Source organism: Candidatus Aminicenantes bacterium (assembly GCA_011049425.1).
Lineage (GTDB): Bacteria > Acidobacteriota > Aminicenantia > UBA2199 > UBA2199 > UBA876.
The window spans coordinates 1-18,778 of the sequence record DSBM01000012.1; the positions used below are offsets into that span (position 1 = coordinate 1).

Annotated in this window: 20 protein-coding genes; 15 read left to right on the forward strand and 5 right to left on the reverse strand. The window is 55.7% G+C overall.

What is annotated here, in order from left to right; genetic code table 11:
* Positions 1-55: 55 nt before the first annotated feature.
* Both ENN40_00910 and ENN40_00915 read right to left on the reverse strand, forming a co-directional pair.
* Complete coding sequence (locus ENN40_00910) at positions 56-2,482, reverse strand: hypothetical protein (GenBank protein HDP93903.1); 2,427 nt, start codon at positions 2,480-2,482, stop codon at positions 56-58.
* 355 nt (positions 2,483-2,837) lie between these two features.
* Positions 2,838-3,398, reverse strand: a complete 561-nt coding sequence (locus ENN40_00915; GenBank protein ID HDP93904.1) for a manganese efflux pump — start codon at positions 3,396-3,398, stop codon at positions 2,838-2,840.
* Between the two features lie 146 nt (positions 3,399-3,544).
* On the opposite strand from ENN40_00915, the gene rplU reads away from it, so the two are divergent.
* The 9 genes from rplU (at position 3,545) to ENN40_00960 (ending at position 9,609) form a co-directional block, all read left to right on the forward strand.
* Positions 3,545-4,111, forward strand: coding sequence for a 50S ribosomal protein L21 (rplU, locus tag ENN40_00920; protein ID HDP93905.1), 567 nt, complete (start codon positions 3,545-3,547; stop codon positions 4,109-4,111).
* A complete protein-coding gene (locus ENN40_00925) occupies positions 4,111-4,362 on the forward strand; it encodes a 50S ribosomal protein L27 (protein HDP93906.1) in 252 nt (83 codons plus the stop codon). Before rplU ends, ENN40_00925 begins: the two co-directional genes overlap by 1 nt.
* Positions 4,363-4,419: 57 nt before the next feature.
* The gene (gene obgE / locus ENN40_00930; protein HDP93907.1) at positions 4,420-5,424 is read left to right on the forward strand and encodes a GTPase ObgE; all 1,005 of its coding nucleotides are present in this window, start codon (positions 4,420-4,422) and stop codon (positions 5,422-5,424) included.
* Complete coding sequence (gene nadD, locus ENN40_00935; GenBank protein ID HDP93908.1) at positions 5,414-6,055, forward strand: nicotinate (nicotinamide) nucleotide adenylyltransferase; 642 nt, start codon at positions 5,414-5,416, stop codon at positions 6,053-6,055. Before obgE ends, nadD begins: the two co-directional genes overlap by 11 nt.
* Positions 6,045-6,440 carry a ribosome silencing factor gene (gene rsfS / locus ENN40_00940; protein ID HDP93909.1) on the forward strand — a complete coding sequence of 132 codons (396 nt, stop codon included), beginning with the start codon at positions 6,045-6,047 and terminating at the stop codon, positions 6,438-6,440. The genes nadD and rsfS overlap by 11 nt, the downstream gene beginning before the upstream one ends.
* The gene (locus tag ENN40_00945; GenBank protein HDP93910.1) at positions 6,355-7,329 is read left to right on the forward strand and encodes a sigma-54-dependent Fis family transcriptional regulator; all 975 of its coding nucleotides are present in this window, start codon (positions 6,355-6,357) and stop codon (positions 7,327-7,329) included. The genes rsfS and ENN40_00945 overlap by 86 nt, the downstream gene beginning before the upstream one ends.
* Complete coding sequence (locus ENN40_00950) at positions 7,316-7,780, forward strand: 23S rRNA (pseudouridine(1915)-N(3))-methyltransferase RlmH (GenBank protein HDP93911.1); 465 nt, start codon at positions 7,316-7,318, stop codon at positions 7,778-7,780. The genes ENN40_00945 and ENN40_00950 overlap by 14 nt, the downstream gene beginning before the upstream one ends.
* A 12-nt stretch (positions 7,781-7,792) precedes the next feature.
* Positions 7,793-8,137, forward strand: a complete 345-nt coding sequence (locus ENN40_00955) for a TraR/DksA family transcriptional regulator (protein ID HDP93912.1) — start codon at positions 7,793-7,795, stop codon at positions 8,135-8,137.
* Positions 8,138-8,220: 83 nt separating this feature from the next.
* The gene (locus ENN40_00960) at positions 8,221-9,609 is read left to right on the forward strand and encodes an aminopeptidase P family protein (GenBank protein ID HDP93913.1); all 1,389 of its coding nucleotides are present in this window, start codon (positions 8,221-8,223) and stop codon (positions 9,607-9,609) included.
* A 110-nt stretch (positions 9,610-9,719) separates the two neighbouring features.
* Here the strand turns inward: ENN40_00960 and ENN40_00965 are convergent, their stop codons facing one another.
* From ENN40_00965 to speD, 3 genes are read right to left on the reverse strand one after another with little or no spacing between them, the layout of a single operon-like run.
* Positions 9,720-10,562, reverse strand: a complete 843-nt coding sequence (locus tag ENN40_00965; protein HDP93914.1) for a polyamine aminopropyltransferase — start codon at positions 10,560-10,562, stop codon at positions 9,720-9,722.
* A 59-nt stretch (positions 10,563-10,621) separates the two neighbouring features.
* On the reverse strand, positions 10,622-11,017 hold the full coding sequence (locus ENN40_00970) for an S-adenosylmethionine decarboxylase (GenBank protein ID HDP93915.1): 396 nt from the start codon (positions 11,015-11,017) through the stop codon (positions 10,622-10,624).
* A complete protein-coding gene (speD, locus tag ENN40_00975; protein ID HDP93916.1) occupies positions 10,998-11,414 on the reverse strand; it encodes an adenosylmethionine decarboxylase in 417 nt (138 codons plus the stop codon). Before speD ends, ENN40_00970 begins: the two co-directional genes overlap by 20 nt.
* A gap of 264 nt (positions 11,415-11,678) precedes the next feature.
* Between speD and dnaK the strand changes: the two genes are divergently transcribed.
* From dnaK to ENN40_01005, 6 genes are all read left to right on the forward strand, one after another.
* The gene (dnaK, locus tag ENN40_00980) at positions 11,679-13,601 is read left to right on the forward strand and encodes a molecular chaperone DnaK (GenBank protein ID HDP93917.1); all 1,923 of its coding nucleotides are present in this window, start codon (positions 11,679-11,681) and stop codon (positions 13,599-13,601) included.
* Positions 13,602-13,749: 148 nt separating this feature from the next.
* Positions 13,750-14,634, forward strand: a complete 885-nt coding sequence (locus ENN40_00985; protein HDP93918.1) for a hypothetical protein — start codon at positions 13,750-13,752, stop codon at positions 14,632-14,634.
* Positions 14,631-15,611, forward strand: coding sequence for a ketoacyl-ACP synthase III (locus ENN40_00990; GenBank protein HDP93919.1), 981 nt, complete (start codon positions 14,631-14,633; stop codon positions 15,609-15,611). Before ENN40_00985 ends, ENN40_00990 begins: the two co-directional genes overlap by 4 nt.
* Before the next feature lie 6 nt (positions 15,612-15,617).
* Positions 15,618-15,875, forward strand: a complete 258-nt coding sequence (locus ENN40_00995) for a DUF2007 domain-containing protein (GenBank protein ID HDP93920.1) — start codon at positions 15,618-15,620, stop codon at positions 15,873-15,875.
* Positions 15,876-15,963: 88 nt separating this feature from the next.
* Positions 15,964-16,980 carry an ornithine cyclodeaminase gene (locus ENN40_01000; GenBank protein HDP93921.1) on the forward strand — a complete coding sequence of 339 codons (1,017 nt, stop codon included), beginning with the start codon at positions 15,964-15,966 and terminating at the stop codon, positions 16,978-16,980.
* A complete protein-coding gene (locus ENN40_01005) occupies positions 16,973-18,748 on the forward strand; it encodes a serine dehydratase (protein HDP93922.1) in 1,776 nt (591 codons plus the stop codon). The genes ENN40_01000 and ENN40_01005 overlap by 8 nt, the downstream gene beginning before the upstream one ends.
* The last annotated feature ends 30 nt before the right edge of the window (positions 18,749-18,778 follow it).

Below are 18,778 nucleotides of genomic sequence, written 5' to 3' on the forward strand. Positions count from 1 at the left end.
CGGATTTCCTCAACTTCGAACCCTTCCACCAGTAAGCCGGAGCGGTCCGCCCGGATTATTCAGAGATATCCGGGTTCAGTTCTTTTACACTGCTCTCAACTTCGAAGTAACGGTAGTCTTTGTACTCCTGGGTCAAACGGTAGAATTCCACGCGGCGATGCCGGGTCTCCAGGAACGGGATAACCACGGTTGTGGCCCTGCCGCCATGGGTTTCACTCGCATACGGTATGAGCGTACTGCGCGTACCCACGCGCTTGTCGAACACGTAACTTTCGGAAAACTCGGTTTTGGAAGGGAAGCGTAGCCCATGGCGTTCTTCCAGATACCAGTGAACCACGTTCAGGTCGAGTTTGGCGGACATCTTTTCCGCCGCCGCCTCAAGGGCCTCGCTGCCGTGCACGCCACGGGGATGCATCTCGATTTTCAGCACCGATCCGTTATCCACATCCACCCAGACTCTTCCCTGGGCAAGAGGCCCCTTTATTTTCTGTAGTGGAGTCACCTCAACCACGGCGCAATTCCGCTTTTGCAGGCGTTCGCTGTCGATCAACCGGTAGTTGTAGGCCGGTCGATTCAGTGTTCCCAGGAGAGTGACGGGCATGAATACGGAGTATTGCGAGGCAAAACGCGTGGGGAGATCCGAGTTCGGGATATTGACCCGTTTGTGTCCTTCGCGTACCAGCCGGCGTTGTTCGGAAACGGCGCCCTCTCCCACCACCTGGTAGTCATAACGCCAATGGCGGTCCACTTTTTCCACCCGTCGGTTGAGGGGATTTTGCTCCAATGTGGTTTCATCCACCCATTCGGTACAGGTAAAGCGGAACGCAGCGCGCTGCAGCCGCCTGCAATAATCGGCAGCCTTGTCCATCACCGCTTTCAATCGCGGGTCCATGGGCTCTTTTTCCATGAGCTTCCGGGATTCCGCCTGCGGTGAGGCAATGCGAACCCGGGTGTAGCTCCGGGTGCTGTTCCCGGACAAGCGGTCTTGGGCCGCCACGCTGACGAGATAATCGCCCGGTTCAGGAAAGTTCATCTTAATTTCCACCATGACCGCCTCGCCATGGGGAGACAAAATCTCTGTGTACTCCAGGGATTCTCTGCCATTCGATTCCGCGCGAACCGTGATATGGATATCTCCATTGAGTTCGCCGGATTCTGTTGTTTCCTGAAGATAGTCGGCGAGCTCAAAACGCAGTTGACCTTTATTGAAAACGGGGTCGGAAATCTTCAGGGGGCGAATTTCCCGGGCCGCCAGTTTGCGGGCATAGACCGCTTCCAGGCCCGGTTGAGCCAACTGGATTTTCACTTCGGGGTTGCGAGAGGGAACAGCCGGTTTGTAGGTAAGTACGTAGTGGATGTCCGGCCTGGATGCCGCCTCTTCCAGCGCGGTTCTCAACCGGGTGGTGTTTTGCACGTCGCCGCCGGTGTCTGAGGCGATTTTGCGAAAAGCGGATTCCCACGATGAAAACACGGGCATCCAGCGCAAATGCGTGGTATCGGGGCTTTCACTGGCGACATCGCTGAGAAAGAGGTGAAAAGTCGCCCCGGCGCCAATGAAAAGAGACATCAGGTCCCGGGCCTGAACGGCCATGTCCGTGGCCATGCGCATCTTTTTGTCACAATCATCGACGAAACGCTTCAGTTCCGCCGAGGTTTCATGACTCATGGGAGCGTCCAGAAAGAGGCGGCTCTTGACATGGATCATGGGCAGGCGTTCGTTATGCATGAAGAGCAAGGCCCATTTTTCCCCGTCCACGGCCCGCAATGCCGCGGCCAGGCGCTGCAACATGGCGGGTTGTGCGCGCAGGCGGGTCAGGCGGTAGTCGTCCAGGATGCCGCCGTAGCGGTTTTTGAATTCATTGCGCAATGCCTGCTCCGGAGTTTTGAATGCCGCCTTTTTTTCCGCGTTTTCCAGCAGGGCTTCATGAAAGTTTTTCACACTCTGCTCCAACATGGCAGTCTGATGGATTTTTTCAACTTTTCTTTGCTTTAGATGGCTGGATAGATCATGAAAAAAAGCGGTCAGTTTTTCTTTTTCCTCTGCCGGGGAATTGATCTGAATCACGTGCCGGTCACTGCTGAGAATAACCTGGTCCCCGGGACGGAAAATGTGCTCAATAAAATAGGACCAGGTCTGCGGCCAATTGCGGCTTTCCTCGTTCCACCATAAAAGGAAGAGAAAAAGCCGTCCCCGCTTGCTCACCGCCGTTTCCGGTCCGAATTTCATCTCCGGTGAAAGGGCGCGGCGGATTTCGCGAAAACTGGTGATGGGGACCGGCCGGCCGTCTTCAAATACGGAAAAGTCCTGGCGCGTCAGCCCGGAGACCGGGTCATCGCCGGCAAACACTCGCACCACTACTTCACGGTTTAGAATCCCGACCCGTTCAACGACTTCGTCTTGGGCCCTAAGCGCAGAGAAAAAAAACGCCGCCATCAGGGTGATCACGATACCGAACCTTCTCACTTCTACAAAACCGCCCATGTTAGCTCCCGCGTGCGCCGGATCGTCGATTCCGGCTATTTGCAATACGGCGGCCTGCGCCCTGTAGATGACAACAGTCTGGTCGAAAGTCGAAAGAGAAAAGTGAAAAGTCGAAAGTAAAAGCCCTGTAATGGCACTATGGAGTGTCAGTGATGAGGAATCCGGCCTGGCAGGTCGGCTTGGAATGCCTGTCCGAACTGTGATGATGCGCCTCTAAGCGCTGTGATGATACCAGCCTGAAGGCTATGCAATGCGTTTTTATCACAAGTCCCGGGAAGTTCTCATCACGAGTCCGTAGAGTTTCTATCACTGGATTGAAGTGAAAAGTCTAAAGTTTCCTTCTCTCCAACTCTTTTCATATCCCCTCAACCAGATGCTTGACCAGGATGCGCAGGCCGATAAAGATAAGGATCAGCCCACCAAGGGCTTCGACCCTGCGGGCAAAGAGTCTGCCCACGCGTTGCCCCAGGTAAATACCGCCAAATGACATGAAAAAGGTGATTGCGCCGATAATCAGGACCGGAAAGAGTATGTCGACCCCCAGTAAGGCAAAGGTCAATCCGATGGCCAGGGCATCGATACTGGTGGCGATTCCCAGTATGACGAGTTGGCCGAATCCACCGCCGGGTTTTTGATAACCCGCGGGTTTCCATGAAGATGCAATCATATGCAGTCCGATAAACACCAGGAGTCCGAAGGCGATCCAATGGTCCAACGGGGCCATGACGGGACGGAACCCCATGCCGCCGAACCATCCCAGAACCGGCATTCCCGCTTGGAACAGGCCGAAGACCACGCCTCGTTGCAGCGCATGAGGAAAACAGTTGCGTTGCAAGGAGAGTCCCGCAGCCACGGAAACGGCAAACGCGTCCATTGACAATCCCAGGGCGATGAGAACGATTTCAGCTAGCGGCATGACAGGTGGGGGATTATACCATGCCGGCCGGGTCAAGAAAAATTGAAACATTGTGCCCGGAGCCTTGATCAGAGGAGCAGATGGTTTGACTTGATCAGCCTCTTTGTGATATAAGGGTGTGTATTTTTGAATAGGAGTCAGAACCCATGTTTGCGATTCTTGAGACCGGTGGCAAGCAGTATAGAGTGGCCGAGGGTGAAGTTCTCGAAGTGGAAATCATCGATGAGGCCAGAATAGACAAGGAAAAGCGGGTGGTATTTGACAGCGTCTTGCTGATCCAGGATGAGAAACTCCACCTCGGGCAGCCTTATGTGACGAATGGAGTCATCCACGCGCGCATCGTGGACGAGTTCAAATCCCCCAAAGTGATTGTGTTCAAGAAAAAGTCCAAGAAAGGATACAAGCGTCTCAAGGGGCATCGCCAGCAATTGCACCGCATCACCATCGAACGCATCGAGATTAATCCCGCCTTCGCCAAGGCTGCGGCGGATAAACCTGCTTCCGTTTCTGCTAAAGCTGATCTTTCCGCTAAAGCTACAGCGCCCAAGACGGCGGCAAAGAAAACGACGGCTGCCGGGAAGGCGGCGCCCAAGGCAACTGAAAAGAAGCCTGTGACGGCGAAGAAGGCCGCCCCCAAAAAGGCACCCGCCTCCGCTAAAACTCCGGCGGATAAAACAACGGGCAAGAAAGATTCAGGCAAGGAGAATAACTGATGGCACATAAAAAATCCGGCGGTAGTGCCAGGAACGGGCGGGACAGTGAGTCCAAACGCCTCGGAGTCAAGTGTTTCGGCGGAGAGAGCATTCCGGCGGGATCCATTATCGTGCGTCAGCGGGGAACACGGATCAAGGCCGGAGACAATGTGGGTGTGGGCCGGGATGACACTCTGTTCGCCCTGGTAACCGGCACGGTTCGGTTCATTACCCGCAACAAGCGTAAATTCGTCGAGGTGGTACCCAATTAAGCGGTTTTTCCTGGAGCCTGTTTCCGGTTCCACCCTTTGTCATTGTTTTCCCCTACTATGTTCGTTGACCGCGCTCTAATCACTTTTCATGCCGGGCGCGGCGGGGACGGCTGTGTCAGTTTTCGCCGCGAGAAGTACATTCCCCGGGGAGGACCGGACGGCGGTGACGGTGGCAAAGGAGGAAGCGTCATCCTTGTCAGTGATCCCCAGGTGCATTCGCTGGTGGACTTCACCCGTTGTCATGCCATACGCGCCGCCAATGGTGCCCCCGGCAGCGGCAATCGCCGGACGGGGCGGAGTGGAGCGAATGAGCGGATTTCCGTTCCTCCGGGAACCGTAATCAAGACCCATCCTGAAGAGCGCCTGATCGTGGATTTTTCTACTTCGGGCATGGAGTTTGAGCTGGCTCGGGGAGGAAAGGGGGGTCGAGGAAATTTCCGCTTTAAATCGTCGGTCAACCAGGCGCCAAGGCGGGCGGACAAGGGACTCCCGGGAGAATCGATCACCGTGGTCCTGGAGTTGAAACTGATCGCATTCGCCGGTCTGGTGGGCCTTCCAAATGCCGGCAAATCCACCCTGATTTCCAGAATCAGTAGCGCCCGCCCCCGTATTGCGGATTATCCCTTTACCACGTTAACGCCGAACCTGGGGGTGGCATATCACGGTTACGACAGCCTGGTGGTGGCTGATATTCCCGGCATCATATCCGGGGCACATCGCGGCGAGGGGATGGGACTCAGCTTCCTGCGTCACATTGAACGAAATCGGGTTTTGCTGTACCTTATCGATGTGTCGGCCTACACCGAAGGTGATCCAATCGAAACGCTACGTATGCTGCAAGGCGAGTTGGCGGCGCATGATCCGCGTCTGTTACGGAAACGCGCCATCGTGGTGGGCAATAAAGCGGATCTGCTCGACTCCCATACGGGGCGGAACGGCGCGGATCGCTTGCGGGAGTATTGCGAGCAACAGGGATTGCCGTACCTGGAAATATCGGCGCTGCGGGAGTGGAACCTGGAGATGTTGAAAGCCCGGCTTTTCGGATTGTATCATGAGTCGTGACATCGGGCTGCTGGGAGGTACTTTTAATCCTGTCCACCGGGGGCACGTGGACCTGGGAATCCGCGCGCAAAAGACTTTCCGCCTGGACCGGATTCTTTATGTTTTGAGCGCCCACCCGCCACACAAAAGCCGTAAAAACGTGGCGGATGCAGAAGCCCGGTTAGAGATGCTGCGGGCCGCATTGGCCCCCTACCCGCAATTTTGGGCATCAGATATCGAAATGCACCGTCAGGGGCGTTCCTATTCAATTGACACGGTGGAACGGCTGCAACGCCGGTATCCCCGGGATCGCTTTTTTTTTATTTCCGGCAGCGAGGGATTTCTGGATATTCCAACATGGAAGGAATGGCGGCGCCTGTTGCAAACCATCGTGTTTATCGTGGTGTTGCGGAAGGCGGGTCACCTGGACGGGTTGCGTTCCCTGTTGCGCGCGGAAGGTGTTCCCATGCGCATGTACCCGTTGCGTTTTCATGATCCGCCGGGCGTGAACGTTCTGGTTTATGATTCCGAGACCCTGCCGTTCTCTTCGACCCGGATCCGGCGCTGGCGCCGTGGCGGCCCTGAAGCGGTGGAAATGCTGGACCCTTGTGTAGAGAACGTAATGGAGGAAAAAGGCCTATATGGAGAGTGAAGCCTATCAAGCCGTTCTGGAAGACCTGAAGCGCCGGCGCATTCCGGCTGAAGTCAAAGACGCGGTACGTGCCATGCTGGACAAGCAGGCTCACGATGTCGTTGTCTTAAAGATAAAGGACATCAGTGATGTGACCGATTACATGGTGATTGCCCACGGAAACAGTGCGCGGCAGAACCTGGCCGTGGCCGACGAAGTAAAACGCCGGCTGCGGAGGATTCATCGCCTGAAAGCGTCCAATACAGAGGGAGAAGCAGCGGCCGAGTGGATTCTGCTTGATTACTTTGATTTCGTGGTGCATGTTTTTACCGCGCAGAACCGACGCAAGTTTGCCTTGGAAAAACTCTGGATGGATGCCAAACACTACCGATTTTGTCTCGGTTGACCACTTAACCGATCCCGCTTCCCTGGAGGTGCGGCGCCTCCTGGACCGCGCCGCTTTACTCAAAACACCGGTGCTGCTGACTGGAGAAACGGGTACTGGAAAGGACGTTTGGGCGGAGTATCTTCACACCGTCAGCGGTGGTCATCCATTCCTGAACCTGCACTGTGGGGATGTGCCGGAGACCCTGTTGGAAAGCGAATGGTTCGGATATCGCCGGGGGGCGTTTACCGGTGCGGAACACGATTTCAGCGGGAAATGGGCCGCGGCGGGAAACGGCACCTTGTTTTTAAACCGCATCGATTTGCTCAGTTTGGGAATCCAGGCCAAGTTGTTGCGAATCATAGAAGGTCGCAGATATTATTCATTGGGAGATGTCCGTGAACGCATGGTAACCGCGCGTTTTGTATTCAGCGCGGACATGGATATTGAAAAACGGGTGCGTGAAGGTATTTTCAGGTCCGACCTTTTCTACCGCATTTCCACCCTGACAGTTCCCGTACCACCCCTGCGTGAGCGACCGGAGGATATTCGTTCCCTGCTGCTGCACTTTGCGCGGAGGTTCGGGGTTGAAGTACGCTTGACCGCTGATGGGCGGCGGCGCTTACGGGATTATCCCTGGCCGGGCAATATCCGCGAACTCCAGAACCTGGTTGAATCCGCCCGCATCTTTGGCGGGATGTTGACGGATGAACGAATCGAGCACCTGGTCCATGACGGGACCACTTTGCTGGAGCTGGCCTGTGCCCGGGAATGGAGCCTGGAAAAATTGGAAGAAGAATACATCCGTTATTTGATGCGCCGCTATCCCCACCGCACAACCGTGGCGCGGATACTCGGGATCTCGCGCAAATCCCTTTACAACCGCTTGAAACGCTATGAATCAAGTTGACTTCCTGGTACCGGGGCGGCAGAAATTCAAGGAACTGGCCGTCCTGGAAAAAAAGTATTTACAACGCATTGAATTTTATGTAAAATTCACACTCAAAAATCTGAGGGAACAAAAATCCGCGAACGATCAGTTGTTGCGGAAAAGGGAAGGGGAACAGATGCTGCAAACCCTGTCTCGCCAGGATTACGTGGTCGGCCTTGATGCTTGCGGGCGCAGCCTTGATTCCCAGGGATTCGCCGAATTTCTGGCAGGCTGCATGTCCCGGGTCGGCGGCAAACTGGTGTTTGTCATGGGTGGCCGCGCCGGACTGGCTGAAGATGTCCGCAAGAGGGCGGATGATTTCCTTTCTTTTTCACCCATGACTTTTCCTCACGACTTGTTCCGCGTGATATTTCTTGAGCAGTTGTATCGTGCCCTTTCCATTATCAAGGGCCATGCATACCACCGCTAAAGCGAGGAAGAAATGGATGCGCGAGATGAGAAGCGTTTTGGACGGAGATTGCTTGGGCTTCGCGAAGAACTGAACCGCCTGGTACAGGCCCAGGACGGTGAGGTCGAAAGCGGCCGGGACAGCATGGATGAAGTAGATCAGGCGACTGAATTGATTGAACGGGAATTCGGTTCCCTAATCGCCACCAATGCCAGGGCCAGTCTGGAGAAGGTCAATGCGGCACTGGCGCGGATCGAGGCCGGGGATTACGGAAAGTGCCAGGAATGTGGAGTTGAGATCCCGACAAAGCGGCTGCTGGCGTTGCCTTTTGCTTTGTATTGCGTCAAATGCCAGCAGGCTTTGGAAGAAGATCAGTAGCCGCCGGGTCGAAAACACGGTTGCCTCGAAACCTGATTTGTTTTACCCTTTTGTTTTGAGTCAGCAAAATAGGAGGCGTAACCATGTTTAACGCATCCGTATACAGAGAGCGACGGCAGGTCCTGCGCCGCCAGATGGGTTCCGGCTTGCTGCTGTTTCCAGGGAACGGCGAAAGCCCCATGAATTACCCGGCCAATACGTATCCATTCCGTCAGGACAGCAGTTTCCTCTATTACTTCGGTGTGGACAAGCCGGGGTTTGTCGGATTGATCGATGTGGATGAAGATTGCGACTACCTGTACGGAAACGATTTCGACATTGACGACATCATCTGGATGGGCCCCCAGCCATCGGTACGCGAGTTGGCCGACGTGGTGGGGATCAACTCCACTGGTGACAACAGCCAGTTGGCCGAGCGTCTCGCCGCGGCGGTGAACGCGGGGCGACGCATTCACTTCCTGTCGCCTTATCGCATGGAAGAACAGGTGCGGATCGCGGAATGGCTGGGATTAGACGTCGCGGCCGTCAATCGCCATGCTTCCAGAGCAATGATCCGGGCTGTAGTAACCCAGCGGTCAACAAAAAGCGAGGCCGAGATCCGGGAGATCGAAAAAGCACTGGAGATCTCTTCGCGCATATACGAAACCGTAATGGATCTGGCCCGGCCGGGAGTCAACGAAGGCGAAGTGGCCGGGGCCCTTCTGGGAGTGGTGGGCCGAGCGAACAGCCATATTTCTTTTCCCACCATACTATCCGTGCACGGGGAGACCTTGCACAATCACTTCCACGGCAACGAAATGCGGGAAGATGATCTGCTGGTCGTGGATTCCGGGGCTGAATCACCGGAACACTATGCTTCAGATATCACGCGCACCTTCCCGGTGGGGGGGCGTTTCACTCCCGTTCAGCGCCAGGTTTACGAGATCGTACTCCGGGCACAGGAAGCCGCCATTCAGGCCATGCGCCCCGGTACGCGTTTTCTGGACTGCCACATGATGGCTGCGCGTGAGATCGCCACCGGACTCAAAGAGATCGGCCTGATGAAGGGAGACGTGGATGAGGCCGTACAGGCGGGTGCCCATGCCCTCTTCTTTCCTCACGGCCTGGGGCATATGATGGGCCTGGATGTCCATGACATGGAGAATCTGGGAGAAAACCTGGTGGGGTACGATGAAACCATCAGCCGCAGCCGGCAGTTTGGATTATCCGCCCTGCGCATGGCCAGGGAGCTGTTCCCGGGGTTTGTGGTAACGGTTGAGCCCGGAATCTACTTTATTCCCGCTTTGATTGACCAGTGGCGCCGGGAAGGAGCGCACAGTGATTTCATTGATTACGATGCGCTTGAAACGTTCCGGGATTTCGGGGGAATCCGCATAGAAGACGATGTGCTGGTGACCGCGGAAGGACACCGCGTACTTGGCCCGAAAATTCCCAAGACCGTGGCGGATATTGAATCGGGAATGAAGGGGTAGGGGCAATTCGTGAATTGCCCCTATTGGCGAGTGGCCAGGGGCGAGTGGTTTTTTCGATTACAGTCATTCCCGTGACGGTATGATAATCCTGGATTGATCGTTGTGATGCCCTAATCTTTAAAGATTTCCTCAGCTCTTGCCGGAAGGGTGAACGCGGAGCGGTGGATTTCGGCGGAATAGTAACGCATACGGCCAAGGGCGGCAATGCGTTCGGGGTTGATGTCGTTCAGGGGATCCGGTCCCAGGGAACAGAAGCTGAATCCGATCAATCCGCTGGGGTATGTGGGAACCAGGGCGTAATAGTAACGGTAAAGCGGAAAAATGGTGCGGCAGAAGGCGGCGATTTTCTCGATTAATTCGGCGTGGTACATGAAAGATTCCGACTGCGTAATGACGATGCCCCCCGGCTTCAGGGCGCTCCTCATGGAGTGATAAAACTCTTTTTCAAACAACACCTCGGCCGGGCCGATGGGGTCGGAGGAATCCACGAAAATCACGTCAAAAGCCGCCGAATGGCGTTTGACGAATTCAGCTCCATCGTCAAAGTGGAGAGAAACCCGGGGATCGTTGAAACTAAAGGCCAGTCCGGGAAAGTGTTTGCGGCAGACTTCAACCACCATTGGGTCGATTTCACAGAGATGGGCGCTCTGAACCAGGGGATGGCGCAGTACCTCCCGCAAGGTCCCGCCGTCGCCGCCACCGACCACCAGTATATCCCTGGGGGATGGGTGGGTAACAAGGGCCACGTGGGCGATCATTTCATGGTAATGGGCTTCGTCGAATTCCGTCAGCATGATGACGCCGTCGTGGACCAACATGCGCCCGAACGCATCCGTTTCGTATACCCTGATTTCCTGGAAATCCGAGCGTACTTTTTCGAGCAGCTTGCGGGTGCGGATGCGCAAAGCGCGCCCCTTATCGATGTCCAGTTGCTCTTCAAACCAGTTGGTCATGGCCGGCCTCCCGTGGTAAATGAAACCGGGCGCCCCGCAACCGCGGGGCGCCCGGGAAGTTATTTTCTGATGACCACGTTCTGGTTGGCAATGCGGCCGCCAAAGAAATCGGCGCTGAAGCGGGCCGCTGTTTCCGGATCGTAGTACTTGCAGCTGAAGATGTCCAGGTAAACCGCATTGCCGGCGTTTGCGAAATGAGCCGAGATGAGGGATGTTTCGATCAACTGGGTTAAAGAATATCCACTTACCCGCGGATCTTCGCCAAAATCGACGATCAGGGGTTCACCAAAGCGCTTCATTTCAATCAGTTCGCACAATTCAATGACGAACCGGCGGATGGCTTCGGGGTCGCGGATGGTTTCTCCGTTGCAGTCATGGATGTCGAGGCTGGTGAGCAATCCCCAGGCGTTGCACCGCTCAAATTCCTGTTTTATGTCAAGCGTTGACTGTTTCATGTTGCTCCCTTACTGTCTCGGGTTTGTGCAGGAGTTTGACCGGCAGGTCCAGTATTCCACGTTTCACTTCACTGACCGAGATGTGTTTTGATTTGAAGGCGCCCTTGAGGTATTCAAGCGCGGTATAGTAATCCACTTCCGTCCCGCACGTGAAGATGTCCAGGGCACAATAGCCGTACTCCGGCCACGTATGCACTGAAAAGTGTGACTCCTCAATCACGATAACCCCACTGACACCGTGGGGGTTGAAGTGGTGGATCACCGACTGCACCATGTGCGCGCCGGAGAGGTCTACCGCGTGTTTCAAGCACGATTCCACCCGTTTGGTGTCATTGATAATGACCGGGCAGCAGTCGTACATCTCGACAATCAAGTGGTTTCCCAGATTCTGAACCATTTTTTGGGTATGTTCAACCTCCTTCCATAAGAATAATCGAACTCTTATATCACTTTTTCTCTCAGGTGTAAATAGAGCGACTGTTTTCAGGGTGGAAAAAAAGCCCGAATCGGTTGACTTGTCAAGGGATTGTAACCGCCGGCGGCTAGATATATGACAACAGCACACTAAGGATTTATTGATAAATATCTCATGAAACTGTTGACACCGGCACGGATCAGGGTTATACTCTTAATGGAATTACGTTTCAAAAGGAGAAGTTAAATGGGAAAAATTATTGGAATTGACTTGGGGACCACTAACTCCGCGGTCTCCGTGATGGAAAAGGGAGAATCAAAGACCATACAGAACGCGGAAGGCGGGCGCACCACGCCTTCGGTGGTGGGTTTTACCAAGGATGGTGAAAAGCTGGTGGGACAGGTCGCCAAGCGGCAGTCCATTACCAATCCGGAGAATACCGTCTACTCCATCAAGCGTTTTATGGGGCGGCGTTATTCTGAAGTGACCGAAGAGATCAAGATGGTTCCTTACAAAGTGGTCAAGGGTCCCAAGGATGATGCCCGCATCGAGATCGGCGGCAAGCAGTATTCCCCGCCTGAGATATCCGCGTTGATCCTGCAAAAGCTGAAACAATCCGCTGAAGACTACCTGGGCGAGAAAGTAACGGAAGCGGTGATTACCGTCCCGGCGTATTTTAACGATTCCCAGAGGCAGGCGACCAAGGACGCCGGGCGCATTGCCGGGCTCGAAGTAAAACGCATCATTAACGAACCCACCGCCGCCGCCCTGGCCTACGGCCTGGATAAAAAGAAAGACCAGTTGATCGCCGTCTATGACTTTGGAGGCGGTACTTTCGATATCTCGATCCTGGAGATCGGCGAGAACATCGTTGAGGTCAAATCCACCAACGGCGATACCCACCTTGGAGGCGACAACATCGATCAAAGCTTGATCGACTGGATCATCAGCGAGTTCAAAAAGGACCAGGGCATTGACCTGGTCGCAGATAAAATGGCCCTTCAACGCCTGAAAGAGGCCGCGGAAAAGGCCAAAATCGAGTTGTCAACCGCCATGGAGACGGAAATCAACCTGCCTTTTATCAGCGCCGACTCCTCAGGCCCCAAACACCTGGTCATGAAAATGACCCGGTCGCGTTTCGAGCAACTGGTGGGCGACCTGTTAAAGCGGTCCCTGGAACCCTGCAAGATGGCGGTCAAGGATGCGGGGATCAACGTTTCCGACATCAACGAAGTCATCCTGGTGGGCGGCTCGACCCGCATTCCCATGGTGCAGAAACTGGTTACCGATTTCTTTGGCAAGGAACCCAACAAAACGGTTAATCCGGATGAGGTTGTGGCCGCGGGAGCCGCGGTTCAGGGCGGTGTACTGGGCGGTGAAGCCAAGGATATTTTGTTGCTTGACGTCACACCCCTCTCCCTGGGAATTGAGACCCTGGGCGGTATTGCACACAAGCTGATTGAGAAAAACACCACTATTCCCACCAAGAAAACCGATGTGTTCACCACTGCGGAGGACAATCAGGGTACTGTGGAAATTCACGTGGTACAGGGAGAACGGGAAATGGCTCGTGATAACCGTACCCTGGGGAAGTTTCACCTGACCGGGATTCCCCCGGCGCCCCGGGGCGTTCCCCAGGTTGAGGTGACGTTTGATATCGATGCCAACGGCATCCTGAACGTGTCCGCAAAAGACAAGGCTACCAGTAAGCAGCAGGCCATTACCATCACTTCTTCCAGTGGACTTTCTGAAGAAGAGATCGAGAAGATGGTCAAGGAAGCGGATAGTCATCGTGATGAAGACATCAAGCGCAAGGAAGCCATTGAACGGCGCAACCAGTTGGATCAATTGGCTTACGCCCTGGACAAACTGGTGACGGAAAATAAAGACAAGATCCCCGCGGACCAGGTCAGTGAAGTGGAAGCCGCGGTCAAGCAGGCCAAGGAAGCGGTGCAGAGCGGAGATGACGAGCGCATTACCAAAGAAATTGAGAACATCAACCAACTCACTTCGAAAGTATCCACCCAGATGTACCAGAGTTCCGGAGGCGGTGCGCAACAGGAAGCAGGTGATGCCGAGGGTGGTTCGGAGTCCGGCCAGGCATCCGATGGCGGCAAAGATGACGGTGAAGTCATTGACGCCGAATACGAAGATATGGACAAGAAATAATCAGCTGAAATTTCGGCTGTTCCCATCCGTGCGGGCGGCCCCTCCCCAGGGGGCCGCCCGTTTTTGTCTAGTTGATTTAACCCATTGAATGTGGTAAGTTATCGCTTATTCTGTTTCCTGTCTTGTTGACGAGACAAAGGGAGGTAGTATGCGGATAAAGACTTTTTGCCTGCCGGCGCTGGCTGCCCTGGTGTTTCTTTCCTGCGGCAAAGGGTCCGAGCCACGTGGTCTGGACTTGAACTTGGCCATTCAACCTGATATGTTGACCGATTTCCTGTTCGCAAAGATGGACTACACTTACCGTCTTTCCGAGGATTTCGAGGGCTTCTCCAAAGATTACGCCGTGTTTGTGCATTTCTGGCGCACACGCAGCAAGGAAATGCTGGTCCAGGATGATCATATGCCCGAAATCCTGACCACTCAATGGCGGCCCGGGCAGAAAGTGGAGTATTCCCGGACACTGTTTATTCCCAAGTTCCTGGACGAGATCGACATCGATTTTGAAGGTTACGAAGAGATCCGCATTACCGTGGGTCTGTGGGACCCGGATTCATCTGAAGATGAAAAAATCATGCTGTTTCGCAAGAATGTGAAGGTTCATCCTGCGTCCGTAGTGGCTCCGGAGATCGTGTACGCCGAAGGTTGGAACAATGTGGAGACCGATCCGGAACTCGACAACCCACGGGAGCGCCGCTGGCAGTGGACCACCAAGAAAGCTGTTTGCGTGATTGAGAATCCCAAAAAGGAGTCCACCCTGATTATCCAGGGAGGCGTGGACAAGGCCAAGATAGAAGATCAGAAAGTGATTTTCCGTATCAACGATCAATTGCTCGGGGAATTTATCCCCGAGACCGCCAAGTTCGAGAAGCGCTACACATTGGCCCCGGCGCAGATGGGCGACGACTACGAGTTTCGTTTTACCATTGAGACGGACAAGGCGTTTGTACCGGCCATGCTGGATCCGCAGAGCTCCGACAAACGGGAACTGGGAATCCAGATCTATTTTCTCTACTTTCGCGAGGCTTTGAAGTGAAACGGGTTCGAATCATCGGGACCGGGTCATACCTGCCTGAGCGGGTGATGACCAATGAAGACTGGTCCCGCCTGGTGGATACCAGTGACGAGTGGATCACCAGCCGCACGGGAATCAAAGAACGTCATTTTGCCGCGGACAACGAGGCCACTTCGGACCTGGTCGCCAAAGCGTGCCAGAAGGCGGTTGCGGATGCCGGGTTGGAACTGACGGATATCGACACCTTGATTGTGGCCACCGTGACCCCGGACACGGCGTTTCCCTCCACGGCCAATTGGGCTCAGAAAAAGATGGGCATTCCGCCCATCCCCTCCTTTGATATCGGCGCCGCCTGCTCCGGGTTCCTGTACGGCCTGATCGTGGCCCAGAGCCTGTTGCTGACCGGAGCCTCCAGGCGCATCCTGGTGTCCGGCGCTGAGGTGCTTTCGCGCATGATGAACTGGGAAGACCGCAACACATGCGTGTTGTTTGGAGACGGGGCCGGGGCCGCAGTTCTGGCGCTGGAAGAGGGAGAGCGCGGAATCCTCTCGACTTTCTGGGGCGCCGACGGCAACCTGGGCGACCTGCTTTTGCAGCCCGCCGGCGGCAGCGCCATGCCCGCCAGTGAAGAAACGGTACGCCTGAAAAAACACACCGTGCACATGGCGGGAAACGAGATCTTTAAGCATGCCGTGCTGCGCATGCAGGAATCCGCCGAAGAGGCCCTGAAGCTTGCCGGCCTGACCGCGGCGGACGTCGACCTCTATATCCCCCACCAGGCCAACACGCGCATTATCGACGCCACCATCAAGCGCGCCGGTATCCCCCGCGAAAAAACATATATCAATATCGATCGCATCGCCAATATCTCCGCCGCAACCATTCCCATCGCCATGGATGAAGCCTGGAAAGAAGGACGCCTGAAAGAAGGCGACAACCTGCTCATGACCGCTTTCGGAGCGGGCCTTACCTGGGCCGGCGTCGCCGTGCGCATGTAGGCTTTCATGCCGGAAAACCTGGCTGAATTGCTGGTGACTGATGGCCTTATGGAGGCCGAGATCATCCGCGCCAAGCTGGATAGTTTCGGCATTCCCTGCATGCTGAAGTTCGAATCGGTCGGCCGCTTGCTGGCCATCTCCATGAACGGTCTGGGCAAGGTGAGGATCATGGTGCCCCCGGATCGCCTGGAAGAGGCGCGGGAACTCATGGCCGTTGATGTGGACAACGGCGAAGAAAGCACGGATTCCGACAACCCCCGTTGATTCTTTGCTCTCATGCCATTATTCCTCATCCCGGAAAGGATTGTTGTGAAGCTTTGACTTTGCGACCACTCAACCCTACAATTCGAACATGGTCCAAGTCGGAAAAACTCCCCGAAGATCCGCTGCCATCCTGATCCGGAGGGGGGAGATGGCGGCTCACTTCACCATGGGCGAGGCCATCGAATGCATGTCTTGCGCCTTTGCCGGGCTTTCTGCAGGTACCAGCGTGGTACCCGGGCGGTACGTGGTGGATTCGCCCGACGGTGGACTGACTTTGCTGATGAAGCCGGCTTTTTCCGGTGATCAACGCGCATCTGGAGTGAAAGTCCTCTCTCAGCGGAATACGGGGCCGGTTCGAGGTGTTCCCACCATTACCGGGATCGTCCTGCTTTTCGATAGCCGGACTGGTGAACTGCTGGCCATGCTGGATGGTGAGTTTATCACCGCCATCCGTACCGGTGCCGCCGGTGGACTGGCCACGGACCTGCTTGCCCCAGAGGAATCCCGGAACCTGGCGCTTTTCGGTTGCGGCGCCCAGGGGCGCACCCAATTGGAGGCGGTCTGCACCGTCCGGCCAATTGAAAGGATCTGGATATTCGACACCTCCAGGGAGCGGGCGGAGTTTTTTCTGGAAGAGATGGGACAGAGGATCCCGGCGGAAATCGTGATCGCCCATGACCTCTCGGTACTGGAGGAGGCGGATATTGTCTGCACCGCCACCAACGCCACCCGGCCCCTGTTCGGCCGGGAACATATCCGGCCGGGGACGCACATCAACGCCGTCGGTTCATTCAAGCCCCACATGCAGGAGTTGGACCCGGAACTGATCCGGTTGTCGCGAATCTTCCTGGATGACCAAAGCGCCTGTATTAGAGAAAGTGGTGACCTCGTCAAGGCCGTGCTACGATTCGGCAACCTGGACGATCAGATCATCGGCGGGATCGGTGATCTGGTATTGGGTAAGATCACAGGCAGGACTTCGCCCGGGGAAATCACCCTGTTCAAGAGTGTGGGTACCGCCATCCAGGACCTGGCCGTGGCCGACAGGATCTATCAGAAATCCCGCAAACTGGGATTCGGAGAGGAAGTCCGGTTTTATGAATAGCTTTCCCAGCATTTTTAACGAAGTAATTGGTCCGGTCATGCGCGGACCCTCCAGCTCCCACACCGCGGCTTCCTGGCGGATCGCACGGATATGCCTGCAGGTCCTGAACGAGCCGCTGCGCGCTGCGCTGGTGGAGTTTGACAAAGATGGGGCCTGGTGTGCCAACTACCGCGAACAGGGCACCGCCATGGGTATCGACGGCGGCTTGCTGGGCCTCGATATCCGTGACGACCGCATGAAAGAGACCGGGTTGCCGGCCAGGGAAGGCGGGGTGGAGATCAAATACGGCATCAGCCGTTTCCCCACCACCCATGCCAATACGGTGCGGTTGACCCTGGAGGGAAAAACCGGTAAGCAGGTGAGGGTGCAGGCGATTTCCACCGGTGGTGGCGCCTTTGAGATTCAGCGGATAGATGACTTTCGCGCACAAATCCGGGGGGATTATCATGAACTCCTGGCATTTTACGGCAAAGGAAAGCAGGCAAAGGCCGACGAAGCGGCGGGGTCGATCATAGGGGCGTTGAAACCGCCATTGCAGGCGACAGTCCGGCGAATGGAATGTCGAGGGCCGGCCGGAACCTTGCTGAACCTGAAGTCACCCGAACCCTTCCCCAAGGTGCCTCCGGGCTGGATGCGGATCGACCCGGTTCTTCCCATCGTATCGGGCAACGAGAAAACACTTCCCTTTGATTCCATCCACGCAATGCTTCAATACGCGGAACGCAGGGGGCTTGACCTTGGATCGGTGGGCCTGGTCTATGAGGAATGCCGCAGTGGTCTTTCCAGGGAAGCGTTGAAACAAAGCATGGAACAGATCATCGCAATCGTAGACCAGAGTATTTGCAAGGGCCTGGATGGCACCGAATACAAAGACCGTATTCTGCACCGGCAATCCCACCGGGTGGATGAGGCGGAACAGGCTGGAGTGATACCCGCCACTATTGTCAACCCCATAATCGCCAATGTGTCCGCAATTATGGAGGCGAAAAGCGCTTTGGAGGTGATCGTGGCCAACCCCACGGCGGGATCCTGCGGAACCGTGGGCGGTGTGCTGAAAGCCGTGTCCGCTGTATTGGGATCCACCCCGGATCAGTTGATCCATGCCTATTTCGCCGCGGGAATCATCGGCGCCTGGTTTGCCATGGGGCCGGGTTTCTCCGCCGAGGAGCATGGCTGCCAGGTGGAGTGCGGCGCGGCTTCGGGCATGGCCGCGGCCGGGATCGTCCAGCTCATGGGGGGAACGGCCGGGCAGGCGGTCGCCGCCGCTTCCATGGCCATCCAGAACATGATCGGCCTGATCTGTGACCCCGTGGCCGACCGGGTGGAGGTGCCCTGCCTGGGCAAGAACATCAGCGCCGCCGTGAATGCCTTCTCCTCCGCCGTCATGGCCCGTTCGGGATTCAATGCCGTCATCCCCCTGGATGAAGTGATTCAGACGGTTGCGACTGTCGGCAAGCAGATGCCCGGCTGTGTAAAATGCAGCGGCAAGGGTGGCCTGGCCGTGACCCCTTCGGCGCAACGCTTGAAGGACCGCCTGGAAAATGCACAAACTGGGCACAAACTGGGGACGGTTCTTGACAATTTGACAATTTCAACTCACCAACCAGCGCGCTTTAAAAAAAGACATTTAGCTGCGCAACGGCGCTGTATACCCCCGGCAGTCGTTGCGGAAGAAGCAAATTGTCAAATTGATCGGGTAGAGAGCATATCACACCAGTTTAGGCCTTCGCTGACTGTTTCTGCCCCCTTTCGTTCGGCAGTGCCTTAACAGCTTGAACCGTGCAGAGCATGACTGCTC

Excerpts from the sequence above, each read along its gene's own strand:
- rsfS (HDP93909.1), top strand. The coding sequence starts at position 6,045 with ATGGAGAGTGAAGCCTATCAAGCCGTTCTGGAAGACCTGAAGCGCCGG.
- ENN40_00965 (HDP93914.1), bottom strand. The coding sequence starts at position 10,562 with ATGACCAACTGGTTTGAAGAGCAACTGGACATCGATAAGGGGCGCGCT.
- ENN40_01000 (HDP93921.1), top strand. The coding sequence starts at position 15,964 with ATGGTCCAAGTCGGAAAAACTCCCCGAAGATCCGCTGCCATCCTGATC.
- ENN40_00945 (HDP93910.1), top strand. The coding sequence starts at position 6,355 with ATGTTTTTACCGCGCAGAACCGACGCAAGTTTGCCTTGGAAAAACTCT.
- ENN40_00915 (HDP93904.1), bottom strand. The coding sequence starts at position 3,398 with ATGCCGCTAGCTGAAATCGTTCTCATCGCCCTGGGATTGTCAATGGAC.
- speD (HDP93916.1), bottom strand. The coding sequence starts at position 11,414 with ATGGTTCAGAATCTGGGAAACCACTTGATTGTCGAGATGTACGACTGC.
- ENN40_01005 (HDP93922.1), top strand. The coding sequence starts at position 16,973 with ATGAATAGCTTTCCCAGCATTTTTAACGAAGTAATTGGTCCGGTCATG.
- obgE (HDP93907.1), top strand. The coding sequence starts at position 4,420 with ATGTTCGTTGACCGCGCTCTAATCACTTTTCATGCCGGGCGCGGCGGG.
- ENN40_00910 (HDP93903.1), bottom strand. The coding sequence starts at position 2,482 with ATGGGCGGTTTTGTAGAAGTGAGAAGGTTCGGTATCGTGATCACCCTG.
- ENN40_00950 (HDP93911.1), top strand. The coding sequence starts at position 7,316 with ATGAATCAAGTTGACTTCCTGGTACCGGGGCGGCAGAAATTCAAGGAA.
- ENN40_00985 (HDP93918.1), top strand. The coding sequence starts at position 13,750 with ATGCGGATAAAGACTTTTTGCCTGCCGGCGCTGGCTGCCCTGGTGTTT.
- ENN40_00955 (HDP93912.1), top strand. The coding sequence starts at position 7,793 with ATGGATGCGCGAGATGAGAAGCGTTTTGGACGGAGATTGCTTGGGCTT.
- ENN40_00970 (HDP93915.1), bottom strand. The coding sequence starts at position 11,017 with ATGAAACAGTCAACGCTTGACATAAAACAGGAATTTGAGCGGTGCAAC.
- ENN40_00960 (HDP93913.1), top strand. The coding sequence starts at position 8,221 with ATGTTTAACGCATCCGTATACAGAGAGCGACGGCAGGTCCTGCGCCGC.
- ENN40_00925 (HDP93906.1), top strand. The coding sequence starts at position 4,111 with ATGGCACATAAAAAATCCGGCGGTAGTGCCAGGAACGGGCGGGACAGT.
- dnaK (HDP93917.1), top strand. The coding sequence starts at position 11,679 with ATGGGAAAAATTATTGGAATTGACTTGGGGACCACTAACTCCGCGGTC.
- ENN40_00995 (HDP93920.1), top strand. The coding sequence starts at position 15,618 with ATGCCGGAAAACCTGGCTGAATTGCTGGTGACTGATGGCCTTATGGAG.
- nadD (HDP93908.1), top strand. The coding sequence starts at position 5,414 with ATGAGTCGTGACATCGGGCTGCTGGGAGGTACTTTTAATCCTGTCCAC.
- rplU (HDP93905.1), top strand. The coding sequence starts at position 3,545 with ATGTTTGCGATTCTTGAGACCGGTGGCAAGCAGTATAGAGTGGCCGAG.